This window comes from Polaromonas sp. (assembly GCF_012927485.1).
Lineage (GTDB): Bacteria > Pseudomonadota > Gammaproteobacteria > Burkholderiales > Burkholderiaceae_C > Polaromonas.
This window is the reverse complement of record NZ_JABBPC010000005.1, coordinates 18281-33144: the sequence shown is the minus strand read 5'-3', so window position 1 is coordinate 33144 and position 14864 is coordinate 18281. Positions and strand designations below refer to the sequence as shown.

Here is a 14864-nt window from a genome sequence, read left to right as displayed (position 1 = left end):
AACTCTTCCCTGTCGCGCGGCGCTACCCATGCTGCCTCCGCCATCAGCCCTTCTGTGCAAGATCAACCTCTGGGCCTGACGGTGCACGCCATGCCCATGCTGAATCAGCCCAGTCCCCGAGCCCCAAATACCAGGGCCGGCCGCTGGCAAATGCTGGCCTTGCTGCTGGTGTGCGCTGCGCCCGTCATTGCGTCGTACTTTACCTATTACATGGTTCGGCCTGATGGACGCAGCAACTTTGGCGCGCTGATCGATCCGCAGCGTCCGCTGCCTGCCCTCGCCACAAAGACGCTAGACGGTAAGACGGGGGAGTTGACGGCGTTAAAGGGTCAATGGTTGCTGGTTAGTGTCGCGGGCGGTGCCTGTGATTCCCGCTGCGAGAAAAATCTCTATATCCAGCGGCAGTTACGCGAGTCCCTGGGCGCTGAAAAAGATCGGGTGGACCGCGTCTGGCTCATCAATGACGAGGCCGCAGTACCCGACGTTTTACGGCCAGCGCTTGCGTCGTCCACAGTACTTCGCGTGGCACCGGCCGCGCTTGCTCAATGGCTGGAGCCGGCTTCCGGCCAACGTTTGCAAGACCACCTCTATGTGGTGGATCCGATGGGCAACTGGATGATGCGTTTTCCTGCAGGCCTGGACGCGGCTACCGCAAGCAAAGCGAAGCGTGATTTGGAACGGCTGCTGCGTGCGTCGAGCAGTTGGGACAACGTTGGGCGCTAACCGTCTCCATGGCAGATTTCTAAAAGACCCTCGACGAATTTTTTGACAGCATGTCTACCTCCTCCCTCTACGACCTGAGTCCAGCGCTGCGCCTGATGATCATGGGCCTAGCCGTGGCGCTTGGACCGCTCGCCTGGGTGTGGGTGCGCAACAAGAACGCGCCGACCCACCAGCGCCTTCGTGTATTGACGCTGGCTACTTTGTTTCTGACTTTCGATCTGGTGATTTTTGGCGCCTTTACCCGTCTGACCGATTCGGGCTTGGGCTGTCCGGACTGGCCCGGCTGCTATGCCAGCGCAAGTCCGGTAGGCGCGCAGATGCCTATCGAAGCCGCGCAAAAAGCCATGCCGACCGGCCCGGTGACCCATTCCAAGGCGTGGATAGAAATGATTCATCGCTACCTCGCTACGGGCGTGGGGGTATTGATCCTGACGCTGACCGTCGCGAGTTGGGTGGCTCGCCGCGAGGAGCAGCGCGGTGCGCAAAGCATCAGGCTTGGGAACCAACTTACCCAAGGAAAGGCCACCCCCAGTCAGCCGCCCCAGATGGGAGACCCACGCACGACACGAATTGAAAAGCACGGCGGGACCCTTTCGCCCTGGTGGCCCACCGTCACTTTGATTTGGGTTTGTTTGCAGGGCGCGTTTGGCGCGCTCACGGTCACGATGAAATTGTTTCCCGCAATCGTGACCATGCACTTGCTCGGCGGTCTGGTGTTGCTGGCACTGCTGCGCGTGCAGGCGGTGCGGTATGGAGAGGCAACGGCCAAAAAAGGCCCCCCGATCACGTCCTTGAGCGGGCGGCTGAGGGGTTTCGTTCTTATCTGTTTTGTCTTGCTTTGGCTGCAGATTGCTTTGGGTGGTTGGGTCAGCACCAACTACGCCGTACTCGCCTGCACGGACTTTCCCAGTTGCCAAAACTCATTTTGGCCAGAGATGGATTTCACGCAGGGCTTTGCGCTTTGGCGGGAACTTGGGATCGGCCAAGACGGCAGCAACATCAGTTTTCAGGCCCTGACAGCGATTCATTATGTTCATCGCCTGTCCGCTTACTTTGTGTTTGTCGCCCTGATTGGGCTAGCGTTTGCTTTGAACCACGTGCCCGCTTTCCGCACTCAGGCGCGCTGGCTGGCCGGCCTGACTGTGCTTCAGGTCGTGACCGGTGTGAGTAATGTGGTACTCGGCTGGCCTCTTTTAGCGGCTGTCTCGCACACCGGCGGGGCGGCTGCACTGGTGGTGGTGCTAACCGGCGTCGTGTTTTCAAGTCGCAGCATTCCGGAACCGATGCGTGCGTCAAAATGGAGTGCATCGAGAGTGTCCGCATGACCCCTAGCAACCCGCCTGTCGCAGCGACTCCAACCGTCCGCGTGCCTTCCAAGTTCGGCCAGTTTTACGCGCTGACCAAGCCGCGCGTGGTGCAGCTTATTGTGTTTTGTGCGTTGATCGGCATGGTGTTGGCGGTTCCCGGCATTCCGACATGGCCCGAGGTTGCGCTCGCGCTGATCGCTTGTGCCGGCATCTGGCTGGTCGCGGCAGCGGCGGCGGCGTTCAATTGCCTGGTTGAACAGCAGATCGATGCGAAGATGCGGCGCACCGCTTGGCGACCGACGGCCAGGGGGGACCTCAGCAACCCGCTCACGCTGGCATTTTCTGCCGGATTATGTGCAGTCGGTTCGTGGATTTTGTATGTGTGGGTCAACCCCCTCACCATGTGGCTGACCTTTGCCACTTTCGTTGGCTATGCCATTGTCTATACCGTAATTCTCAAACCGCTCACGCCCCAGAATATCGTGATTGGCGGTGCGTCGGGCGCCATGCCGCCCGTATTGGGCTGGGTCGCAATGACGGGCTCGGTGAGTCCTGAAGCGCTGATTTTGTTTCTGATTATTTTCCTTTGGACACCGCCGCATTTCTGGGCGCTGGCGCTCTACCGAGTCGAGGACTACCGCAAAGCAGGACTACCCATGCTACCGGTCACACACGGTAATGAGTTCACCCGGTTGCAGGTTTTTCTGTATACCTTGGTGTTGTTTGCCGCTTGTCTGATGCCATTCGTTTTCAAAATGAGCGGCTGGCTCTATCTGGTAGTCGCCGTTATACTCAGCATCGGATTCAGCTGGCATGCCTGGCGCCTATGGCGCAACTACTCGGATGCGCTGGCGCGTAAGACCTTTCGCTTTTCATTGATCCATCTCTCGGTTTTATTTGCGGCGCTGCTGCTAGACCATTACCTTTTATGAAGACTCATATTTCATTGTCTGCGTCGCTGGCTCGTCGACGCGCCGTCCAATCGGCAGTAGGCGCTGTCGCGCTGGTGATGGCCACTGGCCTTTTCACCGCCTGCGCGCCAGATAAACCGCAATTCCAGAGTATTGATCTGACTGGTGCGGATTATGCGCAAGGCTTTTCTCTGGCTGACTATAACGGCCAAGTTCGCACGCTTAAAGACTTTGCTGGCAAAGTCGTAGTGGTATTTTTTGGCTTTACCCAGTGCCCTGACGTCTGCCCTACTTCTCTGGCCGACTTAGCACAAACGAAAAAACTGTTGGGCTCCGATGGCGACAAGCTCCAGGCGATCTTCATAACGGTCGACCCAGAGCGGGACACGCCAGAGCTACTTAAAGCCTACATGACCAATTTCGACCCTTCGTTCCTGGCACTCAGGCCCACCATGGCCCAATTACCCGGTGTTGCCAAAGACTTCAAAATTTATTATAAAAAAGTTGAAGGGAAAACAGAGGGCAATTACAGCATGGACCACTCGGCAGGCAGCTACGTGTTTGACAGCAAAGGCCGGGTTCGCTTGTACAACCGCTACGGTGCAGGCGCTGAAGTTTTGGCATCCGATATTCGCCTGTTGCTGAAAAATACCTGATTCGCCGCATCCCCGGGTTTTGTAAATGCGCGTGGGAAGCTAACTATAAAAAAGGCCCGCACCCAAAGAGGTGCAGGCCTGCATGAAATTCAATGCAACGGGGGGACGGCTATTTCAAGCGTAGCTTGCAAGCACCTTTTTCATTTTTTTCATGGCCGCCACCTCAATTTGACGAATCCGCTCGGCGCTGACCTTGTACACGGCTGCCAGATCGTGCAGCGTCATGCCGCCAGAACCATCATCGTTAACCTTGAGCCAGCGCTCTTCCACAATGCAGCGCGAACGCGCATCCAATTCTTCAAGCGCGGTAGTGAGTCCGTCGCTGGCCAGACTGTCGCGCTGGCGTGACTCCATCAAGGCCGTTGGCTCCTGTGTGGCGTCGGCCAGGTAGGCAATCGGGCCAAACGTTTCTTCGCCGTCGTCGCGGGGACTCGGGTCCAGCAGCACGTCGCCGCCAGACATTCGCTGCTCCATCTCGATAACTTCCTCTCGCTTGACATTCAGGGTTTTCGCCATCGAGTCAATCTGGGCCTCTGTCAGCGTGTCGCGGTGTGTGGCTACATTGACATCGTCCTTGAAGCCTTGCTTCATGGAGCGCAGGTTAAAAAATAGCTTGCGCTGAGCCTTGGTGGTGGCCACCTTGACCATGCGCCAGTTTTTCAGAATGTATTCGTGAATCTCGGCCTTAATCCAGTGCATGGCGTAACTGACCAGGCGCACCCCTTGGTCGGGATCAAAGCGTTTGACCGCTTTCATCAAACCAATGTTGCCTTCCTGGATCAAGTCGCCGTGGGGTAGCCCATAGCCCAAGTATTTCCGGGAAATCGACACTACCAAACGCAAGTGTGAAAGTACTAACTTGCCGGCAGCATCCAGATCGTTGTTTTCTTTCAAGCTCCTGGCGAATTCCTGCTCTTGCTCCAAGGTAAGCATGGGCAGACGATTTGCGGCCGAAATGTAAGCGTCCAAATTTCCCAGAGGGGGAACCATTGACCAAGGACTGACCGCGGCCATCGCATTCGCCGGGGCGATGGGCAAAACCATGCCGGTGTGACCGACTGCGGTCATCAACTGGGGGGAAAGAACGTGTGACATAGCAAGCACTCCCTTTTTCTAATGCTAAATATTAGCACTCGGTTGGAGGGAGTGCTAAGCAATAGGTTCAATGACACTGATAGAGTCAGGCTAATTTTTACTGACGCTGAATCCGCTAAAGCGGACGTCTAATGCTGCGCTGTAGTTCAACGAGCGTTTGTAGGAAGAAAGGCAAAGGCGGCGGCATCAAATGCCCCCTCAAGCGCAAAGCACTTACAGGGGCACCAGCCACACTGAGTGCGTTGGCAACTAAACGCTGCTTAAACCGCTTTCAAGGCAGGTGCTTTTCGTCGTGAACTTCGCGCACCTCCACGTCCACTACCTCGCTGACCTTGGCCGACCCTTTTCGAGCCGGGCCGCTTGGCCACATACCCTGAGGTGAAAACCGCTGGAATTGCCCGAATACCATGCCTGGCGCCAGTTTTCGGCCCGTGATCAGCGATGTCAGCAGGTTCAGTGCCACGACGAGCAGTGCCGCCACCAGCAAACTGATCGCGAAGATGCCTGCGAACAGGCCCAACAATAGTTTGAGAGTAAAACGCAGCGTCCGACTAAGGAAGCCGTATATGAAGCTGGACACGTGGAAATCCTTTAAACCGCTGAGATGGTGGCGAGGAATGCAGTTTTCAAGTCAAACACCTCCTCTTCGCGTCATTGGCGGGGTGGGGCAGCTGACTTCAAGCCAGCAAGGCCTGGGCAAATTCGCGTGCGCTGAAAGTTTCCAGGTCTTCCAACTTTTCCCCTACCCCAATAAAATAGACAGAAACCGGGCGCACATTTGGGGAGGTTAGCGCGCGCTCGCGCGCCCACAGCGCAATGGCCGCTAATACGCCCCCTTTCGCGGTACCGTCAAGCTTGGTCACAATCAAGCCTGTAAGTTGCAGTGTGTCGTCGAAGGCTTTGACCTGGGCCAGTGCGTTTTGACCGGTGTTGCCATCGATGACCAGAAGCACCTCATGGGGTGCGCTGGCATCGGCTTTCTGTACCACCCGCTTGATCTTGCGCAACTCTTCCATCAGGTGAAGCTGGGTTGGCAGGCGGCCCGCAGTGTCGACCAGCACGACGTCCTTGCCACGGGCCTTGCCCGCTGTCACCGCGTCAAAGCTTACGGCTGCCGGGTCGCCGCCTTCCTGGCTCACAATCTCGACCATGTTGCGGTCAGCCCAGACGCTGAGCTGTTCGCGAGCGGCGGCGCGGAAGGTGTCGGCGGCCGCCAGCAGCACTGAAGCGCCCTCGTTGGCAAGGTGGCGCGTGAGCTTCCCTATGGAGGTGGTTTTGCCGGCACCGTTGACGCCCGTGACCATAATCACGGTGGGCTGATACTGCCCAATGACGAGCGGCTTTTCAAGTGGCTTGAGCAACTCGGTGATGGCCTCGACGAGCGCATTTTTGACAGCGACCGGATGCGTCACGCCGCCTTCTTTGACCCGGCGCTTGACGTCGGTGAGAAGGTGTTCAGTGGCTTTTACGCCGGAATCAGCCAATAGCAGGGCGGTTTCAAGGTCTTCGTACAGAGCGTCGTCAATGCGGCTCCCGGTAAAAACGGTGGAAATGCTGGCGCCTGTTTTTTGCAGACCGGCCTGCAGCTTGCTGAACCAGCGCTGGCGCTCTGGCGCCACTGCGCCGGGCGCTGTGATCGCAACGGGGAGAGCGGGCGGAATGGCAATGGGCGTCACCAGTGCGCTGCCAATGAGCCCACCGCCAGCGTTGGCGGTCGGATTAACCGGTGCAGCGGAGGCGAAAGGCGCCGGCAGTGCGGGCGAAGGGACGGGCGGTGATTTTTTCTTGAAAAAACTGAACATTGAATATGCTTGTAGAGTCCAGTATTCTATGAAACACCCCAAACGAGCACTTGTGCAGCTTTTCGAATCCCTTTCCATCCGTTTGAATAGTCCGTTTTCAGCTTTCTTACTTCCCTCGGCTCTGGCAGTCTGCCTCAGCACGGCAGCCTTCGGCCAGACACCCGCTGCGGGTGTCGAACAGTTCACCCTGGCAAATGGCCTGACCGTTATTGTTAAACCGGACCATCGGGCGCCCACCGTCGCCCACATGCTGTGGGTGCGTGTGGGGTCGATGGATGAAGTGGACGGCACCTCGGGTGTGGCGCATGCCTTGGAGCACATGATGTTCAAGGGCACGCCCACGGTAAAGCCCGGTGATTTTTCCCGCCGGGTGGCCGCATTGGGGGGGCGTGAGAATGCATTCACCAGCTTGGACAACACCGGCTTCTACCAGCAAATGCCGGCCAGTAAACTGGAAGATGTGATGCGGCTGGAGGCCGACCGGTTTGCGCACAACCAGTGGCCGGATGCCGAATTCAAACGCGAGATCGAAGTGGTCAAGGAAGAGCGCCGCTTGCGTACCGAGGACTCGCCGCGAGCCATGCTTCATGAGCAGGCGACCGCAATGACCTTCATGGCTGCGCCCTACAGACGCCCGATCGTCGGCTGGATGAGCGATCTGGACGCGATGGCACCGGCCGACGTGCGGGACTTTTATCAGCGCTGGTATGTGCCGGCGAACGCCGCCGTGGTGGTGGCCGGTGATGTGGAGGTGGCCCAAGTCAGGCGGTTGGCAGAAAAATACTATGGCGGCATCGCCGCGCGCCCTGTCCCAGTGCGTAAACCGCGCAGCGAACCTGAGCAGGCAGGCATGCGGCGGATTGACTTCAAAGCCCCTGCCAGCCAAGCTTATGTGAGCCTGGCCTTCAAGATTCCCAAATTGGAGTCGGCCGACCTGCTGGCGGATGCACCCAGTGCCGCGTCCCCTACACCAGCAGGCAACCGTGATGCCTTGGCCCTGACTGTGCTGGCTGCAGTGCTGGACGGTTACAGTGGCGCTCGCCTGGAACGCGCGCTGGTTCAAGGCAATAAAGGAGAAGGCCGTGTCGCCGACAGCGCAGGGGCCTCGAGTGGTCTACTGGGCCGTGGGCCGCAACTCTTCATGCTTGACGGGGTTCCCGCAGAAGGAAAAACCACGCAGCAGGTGGCAGCTGCCTTGCGGGAGCAAGTGGCCGTCATCGCGCGCGACGGCGTCAGCGAGGCGGAGCTTAATCGCGTCAAGACCCAGTGGGTGGCCAGCGAAACCTACAAGCTGGATTCGGTGTTCAGTCAAGCGCGCGAACTCGGCTCCAACTGGGTGCAAGGCTTGCCGTTAGACGCCAGCTCGCGCTTGATTGCGAAGTTGCGCACCATCACCAGTGGCGAAGTGCAGGCCGCAGCCGCTAAATATTTCAGCGATGATCAGCTGACCATGGCGACCTTGCTGCCGCAGCCCGTGGACCCGAACCGCAAACCGCGCAGGCCCACGATGGCCATTCGGCATTGAGTCGCGCCTGGAACCGAAGATTTTTTCATGATAATTGCTACTAAAAACATAGCTTTCCAGGTTTTTCTGGCCGGTGCTGCAAGCCTTTGTATTCAGTCGTACGCGCTGGCGGGAATTCCGATCCAGCACTGGACCCAAGCCAGCGGCGCTGAGGTGTACCTGGTTGAGAGCCCGGCCATCGCCATGGTGGACGTTCAGGTGGATTTTGATGCCGGTAGTCGGCGCGACCCCCCAGCCCAAGCGGGTAGAGCCAGCATGATGGCGGGCATGCTTGATAAAGGCGTAAGGGCCGAGGACGGAGCCCCGGCACTGGACGAAAACGCGCTAAGCGAAGCTTGGGCCGATCTTGGGGCCCAGTTTGGCGCCGGTGCAAGTTCGGATCGTCTGGATTTTTCCCTCCGTTCGCTGACCGAGCCCGACTTGCTGGACAAGGCCGTGGGGCTCGCTGCGCGTGAAATAGCAGAGCCTTCTTTTCCAGACCCTGTCTGGCAGCGTGAGCGCCAACGGGTGCAGGCGGCAATCAAGGAATCCAATACGCGGCCGGGGACCGTGATTGGCAGGGCCTACGCGCAGGCGGTGTATGGCACCCACCCCTATGGCTATGAGGTGACCGAGGCCACACTGGCACGCATTGATGTGGGGGACATGCGTGCAGCCCATGACGCGGGAGTTGTGGCCTGCCGTGCCCGCATCAGCATGGTGGGTGCCATCACTCGCGCTCAGGCGGATGCCATGGCTGCACGCCTGTTGTCGCGCTTGCCGCAAGTACCTTGCGCCAGCCTGCCGCCGCTTCCCGCGGTGATGGAGGTCGCGCCGCTCAGTCAAAGCGAAGAAAAACGCATTCCTTTTGACTCCGCACAAGCACATGTATTGATAGGTCAGCCTGGCTTTAAACGCGCAGACCCCGACTATTTCGCGTTAACCGTGGGCAACTACATTTTGGGCGGCGGCGGCTTCGTGTCGCGGCTGACTAATGAGGTGCGCGAAAAACGTGGACTGACCTACGGTGTCTCAAGTTCTTTTTCGCCTGGTCTGCATGCCGGAAGTTTTACCGTGGGATTGCAAACCCGGCCTGATCAGGCTGCCGAGGCGGTGGCACTGGTGCGTCAGGTGGTGAGCAATTTCGTGGCCAATGGGCCGACTGAGGCTGAACTGAAGGCGGCCAAGGACAACCTGATTGGCGGCTTTGCGCTGCGCATCGACAGCAACCGTAAACTGCTGGACAACATCGCGGCCATCGCATGGAACGACTTGCCGCTCGACTACCTGGACACCTGGACGCAGCAAGTCAACAAAGTCACTGCCGCCGACATCAAGGCCGCTTTTGCGCGCAAACTTCAGCCTGAAAAAATGGTTACCGTGATTCTTGGAGCCGCGCTATGAAATACACAGTTATGAAACCCCCGGCTGAACCGCCAGTCAAGCCGTTGTTCAAGGCGTCAGTGAAGCCGAAGGGCACCGCGCACATCAAGCCCCCCGGCGAGATACGCATTATTGGCGGGCAGTACAAGCGCACCAAGCTTCCGGTGCCGAACGTGCCCGGCCTCCGGCCCACGCCGGACCGGGTGCGGGAAACCCTTTTCAACTGGCTGGGCCAGGACTTGAGCGGCTGGCGCTGCGCGGATGTATTTGCTGGCACCGGCGCGCTGGGGTTTGAAGCCGCTTCCCGAGGCGCTTCCGAGGTGCTGCTGTGCGAGCAGGATCCAGCGCTGGTGCTGCAGCTTAAAGCCGTGCAAGCGCGGCTGAAGGCCAATATGGTCAGGATTGAACGCGGCGATGGCCTGAGTCTTCTCAGGCGCCTGCCTGCGGGAAGCATGCAACTGGTGCTGCTCGACCCGCCCTTTGAGTCGACCCAATTTGAGGCGGCTCTGAAAGCCGCTGCGGAGGCGATTGGCCCCACTGGGTTGGTCTACCTGGAAGCGCCTAAGCCCTGGCTGAACGAGCAGCTGCAGCCGCTGGGCCTGCAAGTGCACCGCAGTGGTAAGGCGGGCGCCGTGCATTTTCATTTGCTAACCGGCGCATAATTTCGCCATGTCCTTGACTTCCTCGGCCACGCCGACCACGCACCCGCGCATCGCTGTTTACTCTGGTACGTTTGACCCTTTCACGCTGGGTCATGACGATGTGGTGCGTCGTGCGGCTGCGCTGTTTGATCAGTTGATCATTGCGGTCGCGGTCGCACACCATAAGAAGACTTTATTTTCGCTGGAAACGCGCGTAGAGCAGACTTTTAAGGCTACTAAAAACATAGCTAATGTGACAGTTCTGGCGTTTGATGGCCTCATCATGGATTTTTGCGCCGCGCAAGAGGCTTGCGCGGTTGTACGGGGACTCCGTAACCTCACGGACTTTGATTACGAATCACAAATGGCCGCCATGAACCGCAAGCTGCGTCCCCAGGTAGAAACCGTTTTTCTGCTGCCCGATGCGCCTTTGCAGTGCATCAGCAGCACCCTGGTACGCGAGATCAGCAAGCTCGGAGGTGACGTCAGCAAGATGGTAAATCCTGCCATCGCAGCAGCCTTAGCCGCCGCCCACAGGGCCGCAGAGGCGACCTGACTATGGCCTTGATGATCACCGACGAATGCATCAACTGCGATGTCTGCGAGCCCGAGTGCCCCAATCAGGCGATTTTCCTCGGTAAGGAGATCTATGAGATCGACCCGCACAAATGCACCGAGTGCGTGGGTCATTTTGACGAGCCACAATGCGTGCAGGTTTGCCCGGTGGCGTGCATTCCGGTCAATCCGCAGCACGTCGAAACGCGAGAAACGCTCTGGGAAAAATATCATCGCCTGCAGTCTATTGTGCCGACGGTGGTGGCCCGTTAATTTGAGCGACGAGCCAAGGGTTACAACTCAGCCCTTAGAAAAACGGGCATAAATAGCTACTAAAAATAGTGCTTAGACTGACTTTGGCGTGCTTGCCACCCCGTCTTGTAGAGGGGGTGGGGTGGCCGACGTTGCAGGAGCAGGCGCTTGGCTCGGCGGCAGCGACTGAGGTCGTGGAGGCTTGGGCCGTTCTGGCTGGCTGGTGTGAATCAGCATGGTGGCCTTCTCCATTTCGCCGGCGAGCAGTTCGGGTACCGCCCTGAGGCAGCGCGCGATGCTGTCTTCAATAGCCGCGCGGTGTTCGGGCGAGGGTTTTTTCAGCACCCAGCTGATGACTTCAGACTTGACGCCGGGGTGACCCACGCCGATGCGGAGCCGCCAATAATCGGGTGTGCCCAGTTGCGAGTGAATATCGCGCAGGCCGTTGTGCCCGGCATGGCTGCCGCCAAACTTAAGCTTTGCTTGCCCCGGGACGATGTCCAACTCGTCATGGGCCACCAACACTTCATCGGGCGAAATCTTGAAAAACCGGGCAAGTGCTGCCACCGATTTGCCAGAGAGATTCATAAAGGTCAGCGGCTTGAGCAACCACACGGTTTGCCCGTTTACGGTGGTGCGGGCCACTTGGCCGTGATAACTCTTGTCCAGGCTGAGCGGCGCCTTTAATTCGCGCGATAGGGCGTCAAGCCACCAGAACCCGGCGTTGTGACGTGTGGCTTCGTATTCAGTGCCGGGATTGCCCAAGCCAACAAACAGTTTGATCATGTTGTGCGATAAGAGACTGGCGGCAAGCCAGTGCGCGTGGATGTATGTTCAAGATTATCAACATAACCGGTCCCCAAAGAAAAACGGCCCTTGCCCTCGCGAATGAGGGTAAGGGCCGCAGACCTCTTTCAGGTCAATGCCACAGACTGCGAATTATTTCTTGGCAGCGGGCTTGGCGGCAGGCTTGGCAGCGGGCTTGTCAGCAGGCTTGTCAGCAGGCTTCGCAGCCGCTTTGGCGGCGGGCTTGGCACCTGCTTTAGCGTCTTTTTCATCCGCAACAGGCACCACTTCGGCTTCCACTAAGTTCGCAGTGATGGAAACCAGCACCGGATTGACGTGACCCTTGGCGACGAATTTCACACCTTTTGGCAGCGTGATGTCTTTGACATGCAAAGGACTGCCTTTTTTCAGGCCACTCAAATCAATAGCAATGAACTCAGGGATGTCTGCAGGGAAGCAAGACACCGTCAGCTCTGTCACCACATGATTAGCCATGCAATTCTCGGTTTTCACCGCTGGAGACTCTTCTTCACCGCTGTAATGCAGGGGCACTTTCACGGTCATTCGGGTCGTGGCTTCCACGCGCTGGAAGTCAATGTGCAAGATCTGTTGTTTGAACGGATGCATTTGCAGATCGCGTAACAGAACCTTCTGATCCTTGCCGGCCAGTTCCATCTCGAGAATGGAAGCGTGAAAGGCTTCTTTCTTGATGGCGTGCCACAAGGCGTTGTGATCAAGTTCGATCATTGTGGCCTCGCCTTTTCCACCGTAAACAATGCCGGGCGTGCGGCCCGTGATGCGGAGACGGCGGCTCGCACCCGTACCCTGCTTTGCGCGTTCAAAAGCGACGAATTTCATAATATTCTCCAAAAGAGGCGGACCGCGACCAGCCCACCCCGAAATAAAAAGGCTGTTTAAGCTCTACGAGCTGCACAGCCACCTTTTTGCTTCAAATCAAAACAAATTGTCTTGATCCGAAAACAAACTCATGACCGACTCTCCCTTGGCGATACGCTGTATGGTTTCAGCGAATAGCGCGGCCACGGAGAGTTGGCGAATCTTTTTGCAACCCAGCGCATTAGGGTTCAGCGGAATGGTGTTTGTAATCACCACTTCATCGAGCGCGTCACCCTGGGCAATACGGTCAATGGCGGGACCCGAAAAAATCGGGTGGGTGCAATACGCATAAACCTTTTTGGCGCCGCGCTCTTTCAGTACTTCAGCGGCTTTGAGGAGGGTGCCGGCAGTGTCGATCATGTCGTCCATGATCACGCAGTTGCGGCCTTCGATGTCACCGATCACGTGCATCACTTCAGACACGTTCGCTTTGGGGCGCCGCTTGTCGATGATGGCCATATCGCAACCAAGCTGCTTGGCCAGCGCACGGGCGCGCACTACGCCGCCCACGTCGGGCGAGACGACCATCAGGTCGGTGTAATTCTTTTGGCGCAAATCACCCAGCAATACCGGTGACGCATAAATATTGTCCACTGGGATGTCAAAAAATCCCTGAATCTGGTCGGCATGCAGATCCATTGTCAGTACCCGCGACACGCCAACGGCTTGCAGCATATTGGCCACCACCTTGGCTGTAATCGGTACGCGCGCTGAGCGCGGTCGACGGTCTTGCCGGGCATATCCAAAGTAGGGAATCACTGCGGCAATCCGCTCGGCTGACGCCCGTTTGAGCGCGTCCACCATGATGAGCAGTTCCATCAGGTTGTCATTTGTCGGTGCACAGGTCGACTGCACCACGAATACGTCGCGGGCGCGTACGTTTTGCTGGATTTCGACCGTGACTTCACCGTCTGAAAAACGTCCGACATGGGCGGCGCCCAGTGAAATGCCCAGGTTCTGGGCGATCTCGAGGGCCATGCTCGGATTGGCATTGCCGGTGAAAACCATGAAGTCGGGATTGTGCGTTTGCATGTGGGACCAGCTGCTATCGGACTTGAAGGTGACTCAAATTTTATCGAGGCAAAAAACGCACGGAGGACCGTGCTGCAATGCGGACTTGGCAGTGAGTGCCGATTGCCTGTGTTTCATAAACACTCAGACCCGCACTATGCGGGTCTGGCGTCACGCAAACCCACATTTGGTGGGCCTGAAAATTTGGCAGGGGTGGAAGGATTCGAACCTGCGAATGCCGGAATCAAAATCCGGTGCCTTAACCAACTTGGCGACACCCCTACACAGGACAATTGCTGCTTTTGAAGCGGTGTCTGAAATCAGTCAACGCATCATGCCAACAATAAACCTATAAACTATTGCGTAAAGCATCCCTTGCAAACACCTTATCAAGAACGGTTGTCTTACCAACCGGTCAAAGGGTGAAACTCCAAATTGCTGCACTTGCGAACTGTCCAGTCGCCAGGGGCGGCAGAAAAATCAACGTCGTGCAACAGTTGCGCAAATACAGCACTTCCTGAGCCAGTCATACGTCCTTCAAGGCGTTGCGCTTTAAGCCAATCGAGGGATTGACCAATTTGCGGACACAGTGTCTGGGCGACCGGTTGCAAGTCGTTATGGCCAAATTTGAAAACTGAACCATTTGCACATGCAGCAAAGCCATGGAGTGTAGCAGTTTCTGTGTCTCGTTTGAGGTTTGGCGAGCTGAAAATGCCTTGCGTAGAGAGCCCCTCCGCCGGTTTAACCACCACAAAGCGCGCTGGCGGCAGCGTAAGGGGGGTGATTTTCTCGCCGATCCCTTCCACCCAAGCATGGCCGCGCGAGAGAAAAAAAGGCACGTCCGCGCCCAGCGACAAAGCCAGAGCGCGCAAGTCTTCTGGCGCTAACCGCACGCCCCAAAGGCGTTGCAGCGCCAGCAGGCAACTCGCTGCGTCCGACGAACCGCCGCCCATCCCTGCTTGGCACGGTATGCGTTTTTCCAAACCGATGTGAACGCCCAGAGGGGTGCCGCAGGCCGCCTGCAACGCCTTCGCAGCTCGAACCGCCAAATCCTCGGCTGGTAGCCGTTCGGCGACCGCCAAATCTGGATCGGCCAAGTCATCCCGGCTGACTTTCCCGTCTCGGCGCAGTTCGAAATGCAGCGTGTCGCACCAGTCGATCAGCATGAATACCGATTGCAGCAAATGGTAGCCGTCGGGCCTGCGCCCTGTAATGTGTAAAAACAGGTTGAGTTTGGCAGGGGCGGGTACATCGTAGAGGGCTTTTAGGGGCCGCAGGGAACGCAAAGAAAGAGAGGGGTAGACCAAAGTTAAAAGTAAGTTAAAGCGGCGGACGACACAG

The 14864-nt window shown here is 57.7% G+C and carries 16 protein-coding genes and 1 tRNA gene; 9 read left to right on the top strand and 8 right to left on the bottom strand.

Annotated features, from left to right (window positions below; translation table 11 throughout):
- Window positions 1-90 precede the first annotated feature (90 nt).
- From HHJ16_RS01420 to HHJ16_RS01405, 4 genes are read left to right on the top strand one after another with little or no spacing between them, the layout of a single operon-like run.
- The gene (locus HHJ16_RS01420; RefSeq protein WP_293640207.1) at window positions 91-723 is read left to right on the top strand and encodes a hypothetical protein; all 633 of its coding nucleotides are present in this window, start codon (window positions 91-93) and stop codon (window positions 721-723) included.
- 50 nt (window positions 724-773) lie between these two features.
- Window positions 774-2048: a heme A synthase gene (locus HHJ16_RS01415; protein ID WP_293640067.1), complete on the top strand. Its 1275-nt coding sequence runs from the start codon at window positions 774-776 to the stop codon at window positions 2046-2048.
- Window positions 2045-2962 (top strand): heme o synthase, encoded by a 918-nt coding sequence (cyoE, locus tag HHJ16_RS01410; RefSeq protein WP_293640065.1) that lies wholly within the window; start codon window positions 2045-2047, stop codon window positions 2960-2962. The genes HHJ16_RS01415 and cyoE overlap by 4 nt, the downstream gene beginning before the upstream one ends.
- Complete coding sequence (locus tag HHJ16_RS01405; protein WP_293640063.1) at window positions 2959-3597, top strand: SCO family protein; 639 nt, start codon at window positions 2959-2961, stop codon at window positions 3595-3597. Before cyoE ends, HHJ16_RS01405 begins: the two co-directional genes overlap by 4 nt.
- Before the next feature lie 114 nt (window positions 3598-3711).
- On the opposite strand, the gene rpoH is transcribed toward HHJ16_RS01405, so the two are convergent.
- The 3 genes from rpoH to ftsY form a co-directional block, all read right to left on the bottom strand.
- A complete protein-coding gene (gene rpoH / locus HHJ16_RS01400) occupies window positions 3712-4641 on the bottom strand; it encodes an RNA polymerase sigma factor RpoH (protein WP_293640205.1) in 930 nt (309 codons plus the stop codon).
- A 322-nt stretch (window positions 4642-4963) separates the two neighbouring features.
- Window positions 4964-5272 carry a hypothetical protein gene (locus HHJ16_RS01395; RefSeq protein ID WP_293640061.1) on the bottom strand — a complete coding sequence of 103 codons (309 nt, stop codon included), beginning with the start codon at window positions 5270-5272 and terminating at the stop codon, window positions 4964-4966.
- 97 nt (window positions 5273-5369) lie between these two features.
- Window positions 5370-6494: a signal recognition particle-docking protein FtsY gene (ftsY, locus tag HHJ16_RS01390; protein ID WP_293640059.1), complete on the bottom strand. Its 1125-nt coding sequence runs from the start codon at window positions 6492-6494 to the stop codon at window positions 5370-5372.
- Window positions 6495-6522: 28 nt separating this feature from the next.
- Between ftsY and HHJ16_RS01385 the strand changes: the two genes are divergently transcribed.
- Genes HHJ16_RS01385 through HHJ16_RS01365 form a run of 5 tightly spaced genes read left to right on the top strand, consistent with a single transcriptional unit; the run spans window position 6523 to window position 10850 of the window.
- Window positions 6523-8019, top strand: coding sequence for a pitrilysin family protein (locus HHJ16_RS01385; RefSeq protein WP_293640056.1), 1497 nt, complete (start codon window positions 6523-6525; stop codon window positions 8017-8019).
- A gap of 27 nt (window positions 8020-8046) precedes the next feature.
- Window positions 8047-9402, top strand: coding sequence for a pitrilysin family protein (locus HHJ16_RS01380; RefSeq protein WP_293640054.1), 1356 nt, complete (start codon window positions 8047-8049; stop codon window positions 9400-9402).
- Window positions 9399-10043 (top strand): 16S rRNA (guanine(966)-N(2))-methyltransferase RsmD, encoded by a 645-nt coding sequence (gene rsmD, locus HHJ16_RS01375; protein ID WP_293640052.1) that lies wholly within the window; start codon window positions 9399-9401, stop codon window positions 10041-10043. The genes HHJ16_RS01380 and rsmD overlap by 4 nt, the downstream gene beginning before the upstream one ends.
- A gap of 7 nt (window positions 10044-10050) precedes the next feature.
- Window positions 10051-10578: a pantetheine-phosphate adenylyltransferase gene (coaD, locus tag HHJ16_RS01370; protein ID WP_293640050.1), complete on the top strand. Its 528-nt coding sequence runs from the start codon at window positions 10051-10053 to the stop codon at window positions 10576-10578.
- Window positions 10579-10580: 2 nt separating this feature from the next.
- Window positions 10581-10850, top strand: a complete 270-nt coding sequence (locus HHJ16_RS01365) for a YfhL family 4Fe-4S dicluster ferredoxin (RefSeq protein ID WP_293640048.1) — start codon at window positions 10581-10583, stop codon at window positions 10848-10850.
- Window positions 10851-10922: 72 nt separating this feature from the next.
- Here the strand turns inward: HHJ16_RS01365 and pth are convergent, their stop codons facing one another.
- From pth to ispE, 5 genes are all read right to left on the bottom strand, one after another.
- Window positions 10923-11615 carry an aminoacyl-tRNA hydrolase gene (gene pth, locus HHJ16_RS01360; RefSeq protein WP_293640046.1) on the bottom strand — a complete coding sequence of 231 codons (693 nt, stop codon included), beginning with the start codon at window positions 11613-11615 and terminating at the stop codon, window positions 10923-10925.
- A gap of 153 nt (window positions 11616-11768) precedes the next feature.
- Window positions 11769-12473, bottom strand: coding sequence for a 50S ribosomal protein L25/general stress protein Ctc (locus tag HHJ16_RS01355; RefSeq protein WP_293640044.1), 705 nt, complete (start codon window positions 12471-12473; stop codon window positions 11769-11771).
- A gap of 96 nt (window positions 12474-12569) precedes the next feature.
- Window positions 12570-13544 (bottom strand): ribose-phosphate pyrophosphokinase, encoded by a 975-nt coding sequence (locus HHJ16_RS01350; protein ID WP_293640042.1) that lies wholly within the window; start codon window positions 13542-13544, stop codon window positions 12570-12572.
- A 184-nt stretch (window positions 13545-13728) separates the two neighbouring features.
- Window positions 13729-13805: transfer RNA gene (locus HHJ16_RS01345), tRNA-Gln, on the bottom strand.
- A gap of 122 nt (window positions 13806-13927) precedes the next feature.
- Window positions 13928-14800: a 4-(cytidine 5'-diphospho)-2-C-methyl-D-erythritol kinase gene (gene ispE / locus HHJ16_RS01340; protein ID WP_293640203.1), complete on the bottom strand. Its 873-nt coding sequence runs from the start codon at window positions 14798-14800 to the stop codon at window positions 13928-13930.
- Between the last annotated feature and the right edge of the window lie 64 nt (window positions 14801-14864).

Excerpts from the sequence above, each read along its gene's own strand:
- coaD (WP_293640050.1), top strand. The coding sequence starts at position 10,051 with ATGTCCTTGACTTCCTCGGCCACGCCGACCACGCACCCGCGCATCGCT.
- pth (WP_293640046.1), bottom strand. The coding sequence starts at position 11,615 with ATGATCAAACTGTTTGTTGGCTTGGGCAATCCCGGCACTGAATACGAA.
- rpoH (WP_293640205.1), bottom strand. The coding sequence starts at position 4,641 with ATGGTTTTGCCCATCGCCCCGGCGAATGCGATGGCCGCGGTCAGTCCT.
- HHJ16_RS01385 (WP_293640056.1), top strand. The coding sequence starts at position 6,523 with ATGAAACACCCCAAACGAGCACTTGTGCAGCTTTTCGAATCCCTTTCC.
- HHJ16_RS01405 (WP_293640063.1), top strand. The coding sequence starts at position 2,959 with ATGAAGACTCATATTTCATTGTCTGCGTCGCTGGCTCGTCGACGCGCC.
- HHJ16_RS01415 (WP_293640067.1), top strand. The coding sequence starts at position 774 with ATGTCTACCTCCTCCCTCTACGACCTGAGTCCAGCGCTGCGCCTGATG.
- HHJ16_RS01355 (WP_293640044.1), bottom strand. The coding sequence starts at position 12,473 with ATGAAATTCGTCGCTTTTGAACGCGCAAAGCAGGGTACGGGTGCGAGC.
- HHJ16_RS01420 (WP_293640207.1), top strand. The coding sequence starts at position 91 with ATGCCCATGCTGAATCAGCCCAGTCCCCGAGCCCCAAATACCAGGGCC.
- rsmD (WP_293640052.1), top strand. The coding sequence starts at position 9,399 with ATGAAATACACAGTTATGAAACCCCCGGCTGAACCGCCAGTCAAGCCG.
- ftsY (WP_293640059.1), bottom strand. The coding sequence starts at position 6,494 with ATGTTCAGTTTTTTCAAGAAAAAATCACCGCCCGTCCCTTCGCCCGCA.
- HHJ16_RS01380 (WP_293640054.1), top strand. The coding sequence starts at position 8,047 with ATGATAATTGCTACTAAAAACATAGCTTTCCAGGTTTTTCTGGCCGGT.
- HHJ16_RS01365 (WP_293640048.1), top strand. The coding sequence starts at position 10,581 with ATGGCCTTGATGATCACCGACGAATGCATCAACTGCGATGTCTGCGAG.
- cyoE (WP_293640065.1), top strand. The coding sequence starts at position 2,045 with ATGACCCCTAGCAACCCGCCTGTCGCAGCGACTCCAACCGTCCGCGTG.
- HHJ16_RS01350 (WP_293640042.1), bottom strand. The coding sequence starts at position 13,544 with ATGCAAACGCACAATCCCGACTTCATGGTTTTCACCGGCAATGCCAAT.